This is a genomic window from Pectobacterium sp. F1-1 (assembly GCF_025643735.1).
GTDB lineage: Bacteria > Pseudomonadota > Gammaproteobacteria > Enterobacterales > Enterobacteriaceae > Pectobacterium > Pectobacterium colocasium.
This window is the reverse complement of sequence record NZ_CP104733.1, coordinates 4,512,906-4,529,901: the sequence shown is the minus strand read 5'-3', so window position 1 is coordinate 4,529,901 and position 16,996 is coordinate 4,512,906. Positions and strand designations below refer to the sequence as shown.

Below are 16,996 nucleotides of genomic sequence, written 5' to 3'. Positions count from 1 at the left end.
CCAACGTTGTTGTTCCGCGTTGGGGGAACGTCAATATTACCCGTCTGATTCTTCTGCAAATTATCCTCTATCCCTGTTCATATGGAATGCGGCTCGCATTTTTCTGCTCAGCGTCCCTCCTGCCTGAATTGTTTCTGGACATCCATACAGTATCATTTTACCTTGACCGACAGCGTGAAAGGCCTGCGGAGGCAAAGTGGATATCAGCATATTTTATGGTCTGGGCGGCAGCGCGGTTGGGCTACTAGTCGGGTGGTTGATTGCCAGCCTGATTCATCAGCAGAAGCTGTCACAGCATGATACCGAACAACGGCTGCTGGCACAGACGTTACAGCAGACCCAGCAATCGCTCAGCGAACAGCAGCAGGTAAAGCAGCAAGACGAACAGCGGCTGCGGCAAAACGAGCTGGAACTGCGCACGGTTCACGCGCAACTTTCTGCCAGCCATGAAAAGCTGCAACAGCTCGGTGAACTCCGTACCGAGTGCGTGCAGTTAAATCAGGAACTGCGGGCGTTGCGTGAAATCAATAGCGCGCAGGAAGCGGAGTTGCGGGAAGTCACCATTCGGCTGGAAGAAACCCGTATGGCGGCTGAAGAGAAGCAGAGACTGCTGGCAAACAGTGAACAGCGGTTGACGACGCAGTTTGAGAATCTGGCGAACCGCATTTTCGAACACAGCGGCCGCAAGGTGGACGAGCAAAATAAACAGAGTCTGGATAAGCTGCTGATGCCGCTGCGTGAGCAGCTTGACGGCTTCCGCCGTCAGGTACAGGACAGCTTTGGCGCGGAAGCGCGCGAACGCCATACGCTGGCGCATGAAATCCGCAATCTGCAACAGTTGAATGCGCAGATGGCACACGAAGCCATCAACCTGACGAAAGCACTGAAGGGCGATAATAAAACGCAGGGTAACTGGGGCGAGGTGGTGTTAAGTCGCGTGCTGGAAGCCTCCGGTCTACGTGAAGGCTATGAGTATCAGACGCAGGTCAGCGTGCAAACGGGGACGAATAGCCGCCTGCAACCGGATGTCATCGTGCGTTTACCGCAGGGCAAAGATGTCGTGATCGATGCCAAGATGTCGCTGGTGGCCTATGAGCGCTATTTTAATAGCGACGATGACGTCGAGCGCAACACGGCGCTGAACGAGCATTTGCTCTCGGTTCGCAGCCATATTCGGCAACTGAGCAGCAAAGATTACCAGCAGCTTCCGGGGCTGCGTTCGCTAGACTATGTGCTGATGTTTATTCCGGTCGAACCCGCTTTTCTGGTTGCTATCGATCGTCAGCCCGAATTGATCAACGAGGCGCTAAAGCACAATATTATGCTGGTCAGCCCGACCACGCTGCTGGTGGCGTTACGTACCATCAATAACCTATGGCGCTATGAACAGCAGAGCCGCAATGCACAGCACATCGCTGAAAAAGCGTCACGGCTATACGATAAACTGCGGTTGTTCGTCGATGACATGGAAGCGATGGGGCAAAGTCTGGATAAAGCGCAGGGCACTTATCGCCAGGCAATGAATAAACTTTCCTCTGGGCGTGGTAACCTTATTGGCCAGGCTGAGGGGTTCCGTGCGCTGGGGGTAGAAATTAAACGCACGATCAGCCCGTCATTGGCCGAAAAAGCAACGGCCCATGAGCACGCTGAACGCGATGAATTACCGGGTTCTGTCGCGCCCGACGCTGTCCCTCCTGCCGTAAAAACGGAAGGTGAAGAAGGGGAAACGCTCTTTTCCTCCCGTACTCACCCGTACTAAATGGGTATGGATTTCGCGGGCTTGGCACTCGGCTATGCGAAAGAAATTAGTGCAGTGGGGTTTTTATCCGGGTCTGGTACACTCTCACCATAAATGGGTAGACCCGAAATTTGACTGAAATAGTAGGCGGATAAGATGGCAAGTGAGCAGGAGAATACGGCCGACTTTGGTTTTCGGACTGTCGCCAGGGATGAAAAAGAAGTCATGGTGGCTGAAGTTTTTCATTCTGTAGCAGCAAAATATGACTTGATGAATGACCTGATGTCCTTTGGTATCCACCGTATCTGGAAGCGTTTCACCATTGAATGCAGTGGCGTAAGACGTAACCAGCGTGTTCTGGATCTGGCCGGAGGAACAGGGGATTTAACCGCCAAATTCTCCCGTATGGTTGGTGAAGGCGGTGAAGTCATTCTGGCGGACATCAACGCATCTATGCTGAAAGTAGGCCGTGAGAAACTGCGTAACAAAGGCATTATCGACAACATCAGCTATGTGCAGGCCAATGCAGAAGCGCTGCCGTTCCCTGATGACTTCTTCGACTGTATTACTATCTCCTTTGGCTTGCGCAACGTGACGGACAAAAACAAAGCGCTGCGCTCAATGTACCGTGTCCTGAAGCCGGGTGGTCGGTTATTGGTTCTGGAATTCTCCAAGCCGATAATTAAACAACTGAGCACCGTTTATGATGCCTATTCCTTTCATATCCTGCCGAGGATTGGCGAAGCCGTGGCGAGTGATGCCGGGAGCTACCGCTATCTGGCTGAATCCATCCGCATGCATCCCGATCAGGAAACACTGAAAGGGATGATGAGCGACGCCGGTTTTGACAGTGTTAACTATTTCAACCTCACCGGTGGAATCGTTGCACTACATCGTGGGTTTAAATTCTGAATCGCAGGTTCAAATTCTGAATCGTGGGTTTACATTCTGATTGGAAACGCCAATGCTGATAACGTCTTTTCTGACTGCTACGCTGGAAACCGCGCTGAATCAGCTGCTTTTTCACGATACGGTTTCTTGTGATAGAAGCATGAAGTCTGCCCGCCAGCGCTTACAGGGAAAAACACTACAGATCGAACTGGCTGAGCTGGATGTGCCGTTGGTGCTGGTGTTTAACGAACAGCGGCTGGACGTTGTCAGCCAGTGGGGCGAATTGGCGGATTGCCGCCTGAAAACACGCGTTCCGGTTCTGATGAAATTACGCGATCGCCAACAGCTATCGTCGCTGATGCGCAGTGGCGAACTGGTGATTGAAGGTGATATTCAGGTCGTTCAACAGTTCATCGTACTGGTTGATCTGGCAGAGTTCGATCCCGCGGAATGGCTGTCTCCCTACCTGGGCGATATTGTTGCCCAGGGTCTTAGCCAGACGGCACAGAAAATGCTGAGCTTCCTGAGACGGTCATTACATCAGCAGCAACATTTCCTGTCTGAGACGTTAACGGAAGAGTGGCGACTGGCTCCGGGAAAACTGGAAAATGCCTGGTTCCATGAGGAAATTGTTGCGCTGGATAAAGCCGCCGATACGTTGTCTGAACGGCTGGCGAAGCTGGAGGCTTTACGATGACGCCCAGTGAATTACGCCGCCTTTACAGCATTGTGCGTGTGCTGCTGAGCTATGGTCTGGACGAACTCATTCCTAAAATGCGTCTGACGTTTCCGCTACGTGCGGGTCGTCGTCTGCTGTTCTGGTTGCCCAATCGTCACCGCGACATGCCTTTAGGGGAGCGCCTGCGTTTGGCGCTTCAGGAGCTGGGGCCGGTGTGGATTAAGTTCGGACAAATGATGTCTACACGCCGCGATCTGTTTCCACCAGCCATCGCCGATCAACTGGCGATGTTGCAGGATCAGGTTGAGCCGTTTGATGGCAAGCTGGCGCGTGAGCAAATTGAGCTGTCGATGGGGGGAATCCCTCTGGAAGAGTGGTTTGATGATTTTGATATTAAACCGCTGGCCTCTGCCTCGATTGCACAGGTGCATACCGCCTGCCTGAAAAGTACGGGAAAAGAGATCGTTATCAAGGTCATCCGCCCGGATATTTTGCCTGTCATCAAAGCGGATATGCGTCTCATGAAACGGCTAGCGGGCTGGTTGCCTCGCCTGTTACCGGATGGTCGCCGCCTGCGGCCACGTGAAGTGGTGCTGGAATACGAAAAAACGTTGCTTGATGAGCTGAATTTGCTGCGAGAAGCGGCCAATGCCATCCAACTGCGACGGAATTTTGAGAACAGCCCGATGCTGTATGTGCCGGAAATCTATTCGGATTATTGCAGCGAAGGCATGTTGGTGATGGAACGAATCTACGGTATTCCCGTTTCTGATGTCGATGCGCTGAAGGCAAATGGAACGGATATGAAACTGCTGGCCGAACGCGGTGTTCAGGTTTTCTTCACGCAGGTATTCCGCGACAGTTTCTTCCATGCAGATATGCATCCCGGCAATATCTTTATCAGCCATGAGCACCCGGAAGACCCACAATACATTGGTATTGATTGCGGTATCGTCGGTTCGTTGAATAAAGAAGACAAGCGCTATCTGGCCGAGAATTTCATCGCCTTCTTCAACCGTGATTATCGTAAAGTCGCCGAACTGCATGTGGATTCTGGCTGGGTGCCAGCGGATACTAATGTTGCCGATTTTGAATTTGCGATTCGTACTGTCTGTGAGCCGATCTTCGAGAAGCCGTTGGCGGAAATTTCGTTCGGCCATGTATTATTGAATTTGTTTAATACGGCGCGTCGCTTCAATATGGAAGTACAGCCCCAGTTAGTGTTGCTGCAAAAAACGCTGCTGTATATTGAAGGTGTTGGCCGACAGCTTTATCCGCAGCTCGACCTGTGGAAAACCGCCAAACCGTTTCTGGAAACCTGGCTGAAGCAGCAGGTCGGTTTGCCTGCAGTGTTTCGTGCGCTAAAAGAAAAAGCGCCGTTCTGGGCGGAGAAATTGCCGGAAGTGCCTGAATTGTTTTATGACGGGCTGCGTCAGCATAAGATGTTAAAGCACAGCGTCGATCAACTGGCCTATGAGTTGAAAACGCAGCAGGCGCGTCAAGGGCAATCACGATATCTTTTGGGTATTGGCGCAACGCTACTAATCAGTGGTACGTTGTTACTGATCAGCCGTGTTGAAGCCGATATGGTTCCCGCAGGGCTGATGGCCGCAGGAATTGTTGCCTGGATTATCGGCTGGCGTCGAACTCGTTGAAGCAGATCATGATGCACGCCAGAATTACCCGATATAATGACGGGAATTCTGTCGTTCCCCTTTTTGAAAAGAGGTAAATGTTATGGGTGGTATTAGTATCTGGAACCTGTTGATTATCGCAGTCATCGTCGTACTGCTGTTCGGAACCAACAAGCTGAGAACGCTGGGTTCGGATCTGGGCGCGTCAATCAAAGGGTTTAAGAAAGCGATGGGTGACGATCAGCCGTCCACTAGCGCAGACAAAACGCAGCCAGATGCAGATTTCTCTACCAAATCTATTGCTGACAATCAGGCAGACGTCAAGCAGGGCGACACGAAGAGTCAGCATAAAGAGCAGGTGTAATCTGTGTTCGATATCGGTTTTGGTGAATTGCTATTGGTGATGGTTCTTGGCCTGATTGTCCTCGGGCCGGAACGTTTGCCTGTGGCAGTCAAGACGGTTGCAAGCTGGATCAGGACGCTGCGTGCACTGGCGTCTACTGTTCAGAATGAGCTGTCGCAGGAGCTGAAACTTCAGGAGTTTCAGGAAAGCCTGAAAAAAGTTGAAAAAGCCAGTTTGCAGAATCTGTCGCCTGAGTTGAAAGCCTCAATGGATGAACTTAAAGAAGCGGCAGAAGCGATGAAACGTGGTTATACCGAAACATCGCCGCTGCAAAAATCAGAAGGTCATCAAAAGTCAGACGAGCCGAATGCGACGGTGGAACCGCCTCGCAACGTCCCGCTAAACGATCCCGAAGCGGCTTATGACGGGGTGATTGAAACGGAAACCGCAGTACGTCCGGCAGACAGCCAGCCTAAGCCTGAAAAGGGTGCTGTTGCTGAACATCACCATGAGAGCGACAGCGCCACTGGTGCAGAAACTGTCGGCAATGATAATGTTAAACCTGTGCAGTCCCAGTCTCCTGCTGTTTCTGCCCGCCAACCGAGCGATAGTCGTTAGTTTATGGCCGATGAAGATACTCAACCGCTAATTAGTCACCTGATTGAGCTACGCAAGCGGCTACTGAACAGCATTATCTGTGTGCTGGCGGTATTTATTGTGCTGGTGTTCTTTGCCAATGACATTTACCAAGTCGTTTCCGCCCCGCTCATCAAGCAATTACCTGCGGGTGCCAGCATGATCGCGACTGATGTCGCCTCGCCTTTCTTTACGCCGATCAAGCTGACGATGATTGTCTCCGTGTTTGTTGCTGCACCGCTGGTGCTGTATCAGGTGTGGGCGTTTGTGGCGCCAGCCCTGTATAAACACGAACGTCGTTTAATGATGCCGCTGTTGGTCTCCAGCAGCCTGCTGTTTTATGCGGGTATGGCATTCGCGTACTTTGTGGTGTTCCCGTTGGCGTTTGGCTTTTTTGCCAAAACCGCGCCCGTTGGCGTGCTGATTGCGACCGATATTAATAACTACCTCGATTTTGTTATGGCACTGTTCATGGCGTTCGGGGTATCGTTTGAAGTGCCGGTTGCTATTGTGCTGCTCTGCTGGAGTGGTGTGGTGACGCCGGAAGATCTGAAAAGAAAGCGACCTTATATTCTGGTTGGCGCGTTCGTTGTCGGCATGTTGCTAACGCCGCCGGATGTTTTCTCACAGACGCTGCTGGCAATCCCCATGTATCTGCTGTTTGAAATCGGCGTCTTCTTCTCGCGGTTTTACGTTGGCAAAGGCCGACGGGCTGAAACCGAAGAGCCATCGCAGTAACACACGGTTTCCTGCGGTAGGACGGTAAAATGACCTCTCTTTGAGAGGTCTTATTTTTTTATTCGCCAGAGTGAAGCCGGCGAACGGTCACGAGCAGGTGAGAGTCATGTTTGATATTGGCGTTAACCTAACCAGTTCTCAGTTTGAAAAAGACAGAGAGCAGGTCGTCATTCGGGCGAAGCAAGCGGGTGTCAGTGGCATCTTGATCACCGGAACCAACGCGCAGGGAAGCCAGCAGGCAATGTTACTGGCGCAAGCTTATCCTGATTATTGCTGGTCAACGGCGGGTGTTCATCCACATGATGCCAGCCAATGGAATGACGCTATCGCTGAACAAATTCACCACCAGGCAAGCGCCGACTGCGTGGTTGCCATCGGCGAATGCGGGCTGGATTTCAACCGTAACTTTTCGACGCCAGAAGAACAAGAGCGGGCATTTAGCGCGCAACTGGCGATTGCGGCTGAACGATCTATGCCGGTTTTCCTTCACTGCCGTGACGCGCATTCCCGTTTTATCTCGTTGCTAACACCCTGGCTCAATCAGTTGCCTGCCGCCGTGGTTCACTGCTTTACCGGCAATCGTCATGAATTGGATGAATGCCTGGCTGCGGGGCTGATGGTTGGCATTACCGGCTGGGTTTGCGATGAGCGTCGCGGGCTGGAGCTACGTGCTTTACTGCCGCATATCCCTGCCGATCGGCTGTTGGTGGAAACCGACGCCCCTTATCTGTTACCCCGGGATTTACGCCCTAAACCGGCATCCCGCCGTAACGAACCCTGTTATCTGCCTCATATTATTCGCCAGATTGCGGAGTGGCGTGGAGAAGATGCCACATGGTTGGGACAGACAACAGATGAAAATGCCCGCCGGGTTTTCCGGCTGGCCTGATTCAGGAGAATAATGACATGAGCACTGCTTTTCCCGGCACTTTTCCCGGCCGACGTATGCGCCGTATTCGCCGCCATGATTTCAGCCGTCGCCTGGTTGCTGAAAATCAACTGACGGTGAATGATTTGATTTATCCCGTTTTTGTGATGGAAGGGACAAATCATCGTCAGGAAGTTCCCTCAATGCCGGGGGTATACCGGATGACTATCGATGTGCTTCTGAAAGAAGCTGAAGCGATTGCTAAGCTCGGTGTTCCGGTACTGTCTCTGTTCCCCGTTGTGGAAGCGGATAAGAAGTCACTCTATGCCGAAGAAGCCTACAACCCGGATGGTCTGGTTCCCCGCACGATCCGCGCGCTGAAAGACGCTGTTCCTGAGTTGGGTTTGCTGACGGATGTGGCGCTCGATCCCTACACGACGCACGGGCAGGACGGAATTATTGATGAAGACGGTTATGTAGTTAACGATGTCACCAAGGAGATTTTGGTGCGTCAGGCGCTGTCCCACGCTGAAGCCGGAGCCGAAATTATTGCGCCCAGCGATATGATGGATGGCCGCATCGGTGCTATCCGCGACATTCTGGAAGCGCAGAACCTGATCAATACCCAGATCATGGCGTACTCGGCTAAGTATGCATCGTGCTATTACGGACCTTTCCGCGACGCCGTGGGCTCTGCCAGCAATCTGAAAGGCGGCAACAAGAAAACCTACCAGATGGATCCGGCTAACAGCGATGAAGCCTTACAGGAAATCGCGCAGGATTTGCAGGAAGGCGCGGATATGGTGATGGTGAAACCGGGTATGCCTTATCTGGATGTAGTGCGCCGCGTCAAGAATACGTTCGGCGTGCCGACGTTTGCCTATCAGGTCTCTGGCGAATACGCGATGCACATGGCGGCGATTCAGAACGGCTGGTTGCAGGAGCAACCGGTGGTGATGGAGTCTCTGCTGTGCTTTAAACGCGCGGGTGCGGATGGGGTGCTGACCTATTTTGCTAAGCGTGTCGCACAGTGGCTGCACGATCAGCACATGCAGCGCTAAGTTTGTTTCATCCGGCGCGGTATAAACGCGCCGGGTGGGGCAAAGAACATAGACACGGGCTAGGCTTTGCGAAACTCGCGGTTATCAATGCTCTGCCTGACCTGCTTGTTCAGCATATTCAGCAACAGCATCGAACGGGCTTCACCGTCAGGTTCGGTGTAAATCGCCTGAAGACCCGAGAAAATACCGTCGGTAATGACCACGCTATCGCCGGGTTGTGGCGTCAGTGGGTCAATGATTCCCTGAATCGGGCGGAGCGATAATTCATCAATAACCTGCTGCGGAATGGTCGCTGGCAGTGCGCCAAATCGCACAAAGTTGCTTACCCCACGCGTCGCGCTGATGGTGGTGGTGTGGATGCGTTCGGGGTCGAATTCCACAAACAGATAGTTTGGGAACAGCGGTTCACACACCTCCGTTCGTTTACCTCGGACGATTTTATCCAGCGTGATCATCGGGCTCACGCAGGTCACATCCTGACGCTCCAGATGCTCTTTCGCTCGCAGCAGTTGGCCACGTTTACAATACAGTAAGTACCAGGCTTCCATAATTTCGCAGACTTATGATTCCGACGAGCAAGCATAACAAAAGCGAGCACGGATAAAAAATTTTCGGCAGATATTTTTGTTACCGCACGGTGGTCATCGGATTCTTGATGGTGATTGGATTCTTACCATAAATAGGCGCTGCGGGAAGCGACAGGTGGCTGAAGAGACTTTATAATAACCAGAACGATAGACTGCCCCCGATGAATAGCATGAAATACCGTGACTTACGCGAATTCCTCTCGCTGCTGGAAGAGAGAGGGGAGTTGAAACGCATTACCCAGCCCATCGATCCCTACCTTGAAATGACGGAAATTGCTGACCGGACGCTGCGTGCGGAAGGCCCGGCTCTCCTGTTTGAAAATCCCAAAGGCTATGATATGCCGGTGCTGTGCAATTTATTCGGCACGCCGAAACGTGTTGCATTAGGGATGGGGCAAGAAGAGGTCAGCGCACTGCGCGAGGTGGGTAAGCTGCTGGCATTTCTGAAAGAACCTGAGCCGCCTAAAGGGTTCCGCGATCTGGTTGATAAAATGCCGAAGTTCCGTCAGGTACTGAATATGCCGACGAAACGGCTGTCTTCGGCGCCGTGCCAGGAACAGATTTGGCAAGGTGATGACGTTGATCTGCGCCGGATTCCGGTGATGCAGTGCTGGCCGGAAGATGCCGCGCCGCTCATTACCTGGGGGCTTACTGTGACGCGCGGGCCGCATAAAGAACGGCAGAATCTGGGGATCTATCGCCAGCAGGTACTGGGTAAAAACAAACTGATCATGCGCTGGCTGTCTCATCGCGGCGGCGCACTGGATTTTCAGGAGTGGTGTCAGGAAAATCCGGGGCAGCGTTTTCCGGTGTCTGTCGCATTGGGCGCTGACCCTGCGACGATCCTCGGTGCGGTGACGCCAGTCCCTGATACGCTATCGGAATATGCCTTCGCCGGTTTGCTGCGTGGGAATAAGACCGAAGTGGTGAAGTGCCTGTCAAACGATCTGGAAGTACCTGCCAGTGCGGAAATTGTTCTGGAAGGCTATATTGAACCTGGAGAAATGGCGGCTGAAGGGCCTTATGGCGACCACACCGGCTATTACAATGAAGTTGACCATTTTCCGGTCTTTACCGTCACGCATATCACTCAGCGTCAGAATGCCATTTATCACTCGACTTATACGGGGCGGCCGCCGGATGAGCCCGCAGTACTGGGCGTGGCGTTGAACGAAGTTTTCGTGCCGATCCTGCAAAAGCAGTTTCCTGAGATTGTTGATTTTTATTTGCCACCGGAGGGTTGCTCTTACCGTCTGGCGGTCGTTACCATGAAGAAACAGTACGCGGGCCATGCTAAACGCGTCATGATGGGCGTCTGGTCTTTTTTACGCCAGTTCATGTATACGAAATTTGTCATTGTCTGCGATGATGACGTTAACGCCCGTGACTGGAACGACGTGATATGGGCGATCACGACGCGTATGGATCCGGCACGCGATACGGTATTAGTGGAAAATACGCCGATCGACTATCTTGATTTCGCCTCTCCGGTTTCTGGCCTGGGTTCCAAAATGGGTCTGGATGCGACCAATAAATGGCCGGGCGAGACACAGCGCGAATGGGGACACCCCATCAAGAAAGACCCACAGGTTTGTGCCCGTATTGATGAAATATGGGACGAGCTGGCCATTTTTAGTGACAGAGAGCCCCGGCGTTAACGGCTGCCCTGTTCTCAGTTTTGCTTTTATGACCCTATAGAGGGAATGCATGACAACATTGAGCTGTAAAGTGACTTCGGTCGAAGCCATAACCGATACGGTCTATCGCGTTCGTTTATTACCTGAAGCACCGTTTTCCTTTCGGGCTGGCCAGTATTTGATGGTGGTGATGGGCGATCGGGACAAACGACCTTTCTCACTGGCATCTACCCCGATGGATAAAAATTTTATCGAATTGCACATTGGGGCGTCCGAACTGAATCTTTACGCGATGGCCGTGATGGAGCGCATTCACAAGGAAAAAGCCCTGACGGTCGATATTCCGCATGGTGAAGCCTGGCTGCGGGAAGAGAGTACGCGTCCGCTGGTGCTGATTGCGGGCGGAACCGGATTTTCATACGTGCGTTCTATCCTGCTGACCGCGCTGGCGCAGCAGCCCGATCGCGATATCTCCGTTTACTGGGGCGGACGTGAATCCCAGCACCTGTATGATTTAGCCGAGCTTGAAGGCTTTGCGGCCAAGCACCCCAACCTGCGGGTGGTGCCGGTAGTCGAACAGCCGGAAGCGGGATGGAATGGCAGAACGGGAACCGTTCTGAGCGCGGTATTGCAGGATTACGGTTCGCTGTCAGAACAGGATATCTACATTGCCGGTCGTTTTGAAATGGCAAAAATTGCGCGTGAGCGTTTTTGTAATGAGCGCGGTGCGCTGACGGCCCATATGTTCAGCGATGCGTTTTCGTTTATTTGATCGCTTCGTATTGTCCCGTTAACCTCGTTTTTAAACGAGGTTAACGTTGTCACTAAATGAAATCTAGTTCCTCTAATTCAGCCAGGCTGTCCTCTCGGTATTTTGCCATTCCCGTTTTCATACGTCTGAAACCAACATGCTCATACAGGCTGACCGTTTGGGGGTGGGTGTACAAAATAATATTGCACTGTGCCACTGTTTCAACCAATGACTGAATGATCAGTTTTCCCAATCCCTGGCCGTGATAGCGCTCATCGAGCGCGATATTATAAATCGCCGCCTGACAGACCCCATCTGAGAGGGTTCGGCCTACGCCAACCAGCAAATCCTCATCGAATAGGAAAACAACGGAGAAACTGTTTTGGAAAATTCTCTCCTGTGTCTCCGCCTTGTCATCACTTAAACCGTAAAAAGCCAGCAGGTCGGCGACACGCTGCCAGGGAATGTTCTGGGTGGTTGTCTCTACTCTGATAGACATCATCGTGCTCTCATGTCAGATGGTATATTCCGGTTCGTAGCGTTTGTAGTAGCGAGAAAGAAACGCTTTGGTTCTTTCCATTTGTGGATTTTCGAAAACCTGCTGAGCCGTGCCGTCCTCAATGATTTTTCCTTTCTCCAGAAACAGTACGCGGCTGGCGACCTGACGAACAAACGCCATTTCGTGGGAAACAATAATCATGGTATTGCCCTGCAACGCGGCTTGTTTGATGACATCCAGCACCTCATCAACCCATTCTGGATCCAGCGCTGATGTGGGTTCATTCAGCAACAAAAGCTGTGGTTCCATGGCCAGTGCTCTGGCGATCCCCACGCGTTGCTGTTGCCCGCCTGACAGTTGCTTCGGGTAATAGGTTGCCCGGTCTGGGAGGCCGACGTTTTTGAGTTGCTTTAGTGCGATCTGTCGTGCTTTTTCTTTGGCGTATTTTTTGACGATCAGCAAGCCTTCCATAACATTCTCCAGCGCTGTCTTTTGCTGGAACAGGCTAAATTGCTGAAAAACCATCGCTGTGTTCTGCCGGAGCGCGATCAGTTCTCGTCGGTTCATTTTAGCCAGATTAAAGAGACGACCGTTGAGCACCATTTCCCCTGACTCCGGCTGCTCCAGCAGATTGAGACAGCGGAGTAACGTTGATTTCCCTGAGCCGGATGAGCCGATAATGGCGACGACATCACCTTTTTGTATGTTCAGAGAAATATCGTCCAGAACGACGTTATTGTGGAACGTCTTCGATAAATGCTTAATGTCGAGCATAACGTTTTTTTCCTGACGTCGCTGGTGGGGTATCTGGAACCGAAATCGCTATTTCAACCCGCTTAATGACCTGCTCAATAATGATCGTGAGCGCCCAGTAGATGAGTGCCAGCGAAATATAGACCTCAAAATAGCGATAGCTGCTACTGGCGAGGATCTTCCCCTTGGCTGTCAGGTCAATCACCGAGCAAACAAATGCCAGCGACGTTCCTTTGAGCAAACTAATCAGCGTGTTACCGAGCGTCGGCAAGGCGACAATAAACGCATTAGGCAGGGTGACGCGACGCAATACCTGAAATGGCGTCATCCCGAGTGACTGCGCCGCTTCGATCTGCTTTTTATCCACGGATAGCATTGCTGCACGAATACTTTCGGAATTGTAGGCGGCTTCATTCAGTGAAAATGCCAGCAACACGAATAGCATGGAAGGAATATCGTTAACGTTGTAATCCGTCTGATTGTAGTAATTGTAATATTTTAATAAAACGGGAATACCGTAATAGGAAAGATACAATTGCACAATGAGTGGCGTTCCGCGAATAAAAGAAACAAAAACTCCTGCTACCTGATCGAGAAATACGATTTTCCTGATACGAATTGATGCGATAATAAATCCAAGTACCACACCAGCGATCATAGATATTGCTGTTATCGTCAGCGTGACGGGCAGATACTCAAGCAATGCTGGAATCTGGGTGAAAACCAGTTTTATATCGAAAATATTGGGCATTCAAAACCAATCCTGTGTCATTTAGGCGCATAATCCCCATTGAAATATTTTTCGCTGATTTTCGATAATGTGCCGTCAGCGCTTAATTTCTTTATCTGGTCATTGATATTATTTAAAAGTTGTTCACCCGCTTTGCCTTTGGCGATAAGAAAGTAGCTGTAAGGAGAACCGATTCGCTGGCTGTCTTCCTTATTGAGTGGGATGATATTGAGCTTCAAATGGTGCTCTTGAACATATTGTTCCAGCATCGATTTATCAATCAGGACGAAATCTGTTTTTCCGTTTTCCAGATTTTGCAATGAAATGAGTAAGTCGGCTTCCGTGTATTGTAATTTTACAGGGTTATCTTTATGTTGCTGGTTGAATTTTTCTAACGCCGTAGTGAAATTGACTCCTGGGTTTACTTCTGTGGATTTTCCCAATAAGTCGTTGAAGGTTTTAATCGTATTGTTTTTTTCAGGGGTTGCGATCACAAATTGATTTTCGAAAATAGGTTGAGAGAATAAATATTTCTCTTTTCTCTCTGGATTCTCGGCAAAGTTATTGGCTCCGAGTTGGAAGCGATCTGCATCCAGCCCTGCCAGAATGGATGTGAATTCGGTTGTGACGAAAGACACTTTATATTGTGGCAAGTTATTAAAAATAGCCTTTGCGACGTCAATGTCGTACCCCGTGAGCTGATTATCTTTATCAAAATAGGTGAATGGCCGAGGGTCAGCGCTTGTCGCAATAGTAATGGATTTTTCTGCCGCAGCCTGAACGTCATGGGGACTGACATATCCGAGTATTATTGCACCCAGACCTAAAAATAATGAGGGCAAGGTGATTTTCGTAAAGCGTGTTTTCATTCTGAAGAATCCTGTGTGTAATGATAAGAAAAATGGCCAACCCGATTTCGTCTGCAACGGTTTTGTCTGTCCGCAGTCTGTGATGTAAAAACGAATTGGTCACACTCCATATCGACTGCCAATATGGAGCGGATTGTGTCAGGTAAAGTCATCAGGCACGGTGATGAGGTGTATGCCAGATCGACACATCAGGTCCTTTTGCCAGAATCTGGTAGGGGTTTAAGCTAGTATCTCCCAGATGATAGCCGCGTTTAATGGCTTCGAAATCCGTAGTGTCACCGAAGCCGGGAGTCTGGTAGAGATCGCGGGCGTAGGCCCACAGGTTGGGGAAGTCGATCAGGCGGTTACGGTTTGCACGGAAGACACTGTAGTAGGCGACGTCAAAACGGGCGAGTGTAACGTATAAACGAATGTCGCTGTCTGTGATCCGATCACCAAACAGGTAACGCTGAGTACTCAGGCGTGTTTCCAGTTCATCTAAACGCAGGAAGAGGGTATCCCATGCATTTTCATAGGCGGCTTGTGAATGTGCGAAGCCAGCCTTATAGACGCCGTTATTGATGTCATTGAAAATCACATCATTAAGCGCATCGATTTCGGCACGTAGCGCTGCTGGATAAAGATCGGGTGAGCCCGGTTTGTGAAACGGTTTAAATGCCGTTTCAAGGTAATTGGTTAATTTAAAATAATCGTTATTGACCACAATGCCTTGCTTCACGTCTACAACGGTGGGGACGGTTGCACGACCCGTATAACTTGCATCGCTTTTGGCGTAAATTTCAGGTAGATAGCGGATGCCTAACACGGGGTCTACGCCATCTGTATCCAATGAAAACTCCCAACCGTGCTCGGTTCTGACTGGATTCGCTGTGCCGAGGCTGATGACGTCTTCTAATCCCAGCAGCGCACGGACGATCACTGCACGGTGCGCCCACGGGCAAACGGGAGACCATAATAAGCGATAGCGATCCTTTTCGACGGGTAAATCACCTGGCCGATCGCCAAATGGTGTGGTGAAGCGGTTTTTTTGCCGAACAAATGCCCCGTTCTGAGCAATCTCATGCTCTTCTTCAGAAGTAGCGATATGACCGACTTCCGCAATAGCGGTACTCATAATATTTTCCTTAATAAAAATGAGAGAGTGGAACACTATTATTTAGTGTTAATTCCCGATTGGTTTTTTAATATTTTAGAATTATGCGCTTTATGGAAAATGAAGTTAAATTCATAAAATGGATATTCTTATCAATAAAACAACGTGATGTTATTTTATTGATAATGGAAGGTTTGTTATTAATAAATGATTGTGATAATGAATAGGCTGATGTTTTAATTCTGGTGTTATTTTTATATTGATGGATATTATTTGCGTGCGGGTCATGTCCCTCGCCGCCATCACGAGGGACATGCGCAAACTTAGGCTCGCTCAAACACGGTCGCGATACCCTGTCCCAGCCCGATGCACATTGTCGCCACGCCAAACTGAACGTCGCGGCTTTCCATCAAATTAATCAATGTGGTAGAGATGCGCGCGCCCGAACAACCAAGCGGGTGACCCAGCGCAATCGCGCCGCCATTGAGATTGACCTTTTCATCGATCTGTTCCAGCAATCCCAAATCTTTAATGCAGGGTAGCGTCTGGGCGGCGAATGCCTCATTGAGCTCAAAGAGACCGATATCGGTGAGGCTTAATCCTGCCCGCTTCAGTGCCAGCTTGGTGGCTGGAACAGGGCCATAGCCCATAATTGAAGGGTCGCAGCCAACGACAGCCATCGCCCGGATGCGAGCTCGTACGGGTAAGCCTAATGATGCTGCGCGGGATTCGCTCATGATCAACATGGCTGCCGCGCCATCGGACAACGCCGAGGATGATCCAGCGGTTACCGTGCCGTTAACCGGATCAAACGCGGGTTTGAGTGCAGCAAGGCTATCGACGGTGGTGTCTGGGCGAATAACTTCATCATAATCGAAGCGTTGAAGCGCGCCGTCAGCATCATGCCCAGCCGTAGGAATGATTTCATGCCGGAATGCCCCTGACTGTGTGGCGTGATGAGCCCGCTGGTGCGAACGAGCGGCGAACTGATCCTGCATCTCACGACCGATATTGTGCATACGCGCCAGCATTTCCGCCGTTAGCCCCATCATACCTGCCGCTTTCGCGACCGTGCGGCTCAGCCCCGGATGAAAATCGACGCCATGATTCATCGGCACGTGCCCCATATGCTCAACGCCACCGATCAAGCAGACATTCGCGTCGCCAACCATGATGGCGCGGGCAGCATCGTGGAGGGCCTGCATGGAGGAGCCGCATAGCCGATTAACCGTCGTCGCGGGAACATTCATCGGGATTTCTGCCAGCAAGGCAGCGTTTCGGGCGACGTTGAAGCCTTGTTCCAGCGTCTGCTGCACACATCCCCAATAGATATCGTCGATCTCATGGGCGTCCAGCGCTGCGTTACGGCTTAATAGGCTACGCATCAGATGTGCGGACAGATCTTCGGCTCTCACCTGACGGAAAGCCCCGCCTTTGGAACGCCCCATCGGCGTACGTACGGCATCAACAATCACTACCTTTTCCATAT

18 protein-coding genes are annotated in these 16,996 nt (G+C 51.0%); 11 read left to right on the top strand and 7 right to left on the bottom strand.

Annotation, left to right across the window (positions count from 1 at the left end; translation table 11 throughout):
* The first annotated feature begins 196 nt into the window (after positions 1-196).
* From rmuC to hemB, 9 genes are all read left to right on the top strand, one after another.
* Entirely contained in the window at positions 197-1,759 is a 1,563-nt protein-coding gene (gene rmuC / locus NAL19_RS20350; protein WP_263058281.1) for a DNA recombination protein RmuC, read from the top strand.
* A 135-nt stretch (positions 1,760-1,894) separates the two neighbouring features.
* Positions 1,895-2,650 (top strand): bifunctional demethylmenaquinone methyltransferase/2-methoxy-6-polyprenyl-1,4-benzoquinol methylase UbiE, encoded by a 756-nt coding sequence (ubiE, locus tag NAL19_RS20345; RefSeq protein WP_015842148.1) that lies wholly within the window; start codon positions 1,895-1,897, stop codon positions 2,648-2,650.
* Positions 2,651-2,702: 52 nt separating this feature from the next.
* Entirely contained in the window at positions 2,703-3,326 is a 624-nt protein-coding gene (gene ubiJ, locus NAL19_RS20340) for a ubiquinone biosynthesis protein UbiJ (RefSeq protein WP_263058280.1), read from the top strand.
* Positions 3,323-4,963 (top strand): ubiquinone biosynthesis regulatory protein kinase UbiB, encoded by a 1,641-nt coding sequence (ubiB, locus tag NAL19_RS20335; protein ID WP_225086166.1) that lies wholly within the window; start codon positions 3,323-3,325, stop codon positions 4,961-4,963. The genes ubiJ and ubiB overlap by 4 nt, the downstream gene beginning before the upstream one ends.
* 82 nt (positions 4,964-5,045) lie before the next feature.
* Entirely contained in the window at positions 5,046-5,306 is a 261-nt protein-coding gene (gene tatA / locus NAL19_RS20330; protein WP_225086165.1) for a Sec-independent protein translocase subunit TatA, read from the top strand.
* Positions 5,307-5,309: 3 nt separating this feature from the next.
* Complete coding sequence (gene tatB / locus NAL19_RS20325) at positions 5,310-5,903, top strand: Sec-independent protein translocase protein TatB (RefSeq protein WP_263058279.1); 594 nt, start codon at positions 5,310-5,312, stop codon at positions 5,901-5,903.
* 3 nt (positions 5,904-5,906) lie between these two features.
* The gene (tatC, locus tag NAL19_RS20320) at positions 5,907-6,659 is read left to right on the top strand and encodes a Sec-independent protein translocase subunit TatC (RefSeq protein WP_225086163.1); all 753 of its coding nucleotides are present in this window, start codon (positions 5,907-5,909) and stop codon (positions 6,657-6,659) included.
* 106 nt (positions 6,660-6,765) lie between these two features.
* Positions 6,766-7,548: a 3'-5' ssDNA/RNA exonuclease TatD gene (gene tatD / locus NAL19_RS20315; protein ID WP_263058278.1), complete on the top strand. Its 783-nt coding sequence runs from the start codon at positions 6,766-6,768 to the stop codon at positions 7,546-7,548.
* 17 nt (positions 7,549-7,565) lie between these two features.
* The gene (hemB, locus tag NAL19_RS20310) at positions 7,566-8,588 is read left to right on the top strand and encodes a porphobilinogen synthase (RefSeq protein ID WP_263058277.1); all 1,023 of its coding nucleotides are present in this window, start codon (positions 7,566-7,568) and stop codon (positions 8,586-8,588) included.
* Positions 8,589-8,647: 59 nt separating this feature from the next.
* Here the strand turns inward: hemB and rfaH are convergent, their stop codons facing one another.
* Complete coding sequence (gene rfaH, locus NAL19_RS20305; protein ID WP_039364226.1) at positions 8,648-9,136, bottom strand: transcription/translation regulatory transformer protein RfaH; 489 nt, start codon at positions 9,134-9,136, stop codon at positions 8,648-8,650.
* Positions 9,137-9,336: 200 nt separating this feature from the next.
* Between rfaH and ubiD the strand changes: the two genes are divergently transcribed.
* Together ubiD and fre are read left to right on the top strand one after the other, a co-directional pair.
* Positions 9,337-10,833: a 4-hydroxy-3-polyprenylbenzoate decarboxylase gene (gene ubiD / locus NAL19_RS20300; RefSeq protein ID WP_263058276.1), complete on the top strand. Its 1,497-nt coding sequence runs from the start codon at positions 9,337-9,339 to the stop codon at positions 10,831-10,833.
* A 49-nt stretch (positions 10,834-10,882) separates the two neighbouring features.
* Positions 10,883-11,584, top strand: coding sequence for an NAD(P)H-flavin reductase (gene fre / locus NAL19_RS20295; protein WP_263058275.1), 702 nt, complete (start codon positions 10,883-10,885; stop codon positions 11,582-11,584).
* A 52-nt stretch (positions 11,585-11,636) separates the two neighbouring features.
* Here fre and NAL19_RS20290 read toward each other — a convergent pair whose 3' ends face one another.
* The 6 genes from NAL19_RS20290 to fadA form a co-directional block, all read right to left on the bottom strand.
* A complete protein-coding gene (locus NAL19_RS20290) occupies positions 11,637-12,065 on the bottom strand; it encodes a GNAT family N-acetyltransferase (RefSeq protein WP_225086158.1) in 429 nt (142 codons plus the stop codon).
* A 12-nt stretch (positions 12,066-12,077) separates the two neighbouring features.
* Entirely contained in the window at positions 12,078-12,836 is a 759-nt protein-coding gene (locus tag NAL19_RS20285; RefSeq protein WP_263058274.1) for an amino acid ABC transporter ATP-binding protein, read from the bottom strand.
* On the bottom strand, positions 12,823-13,566 hold the full coding sequence (locus NAL19_RS20280; RefSeq protein WP_225086156.1) for an amino acid ABC transporter permease: 744 nt from the start codon (positions 13,564-13,566) through the stop codon (positions 12,823-12,825). Before NAL19_RS20280 ends, NAL19_RS20285 begins: the two co-directional genes overlap by 14 nt.
* A 17-nt stretch (positions 13,567-13,583) precedes the next feature.
* Entirely contained in the window at positions 13,584-14,414 is an 831-nt protein-coding gene (locus NAL19_RS20275; protein WP_263058273.1) for a transporter substrate-binding domain-containing protein, read from the bottom strand.
* Between the two features lie 151 nt (positions 14,415-14,565).
* The gene (locus tag NAL19_RS20270; protein WP_263058272.1) at positions 14,566-15,528 is read right to left on the bottom strand and encodes a glutathione S-transferase family protein; all 963 of its coding nucleotides are present in this window, start codon (positions 15,526-15,528) and stop codon (positions 14,566-14,568) included.
* Positions 15,529-15,830: 302 nt separating this feature from the next.
* Positions 15,831-16,994 (bottom strand): acetyl-CoA C-acyltransferase FadA, encoded by a 1,164-nt coding sequence (gene fadA / locus NAL19_RS20265; RefSeq protein ID WP_263058271.1) that lies wholly within the window; start codon positions 16,992-16,994, stop codon positions 15,831-15,833.
* Positions 16,995-16,996 lie beyond the last annotated feature (2 nt).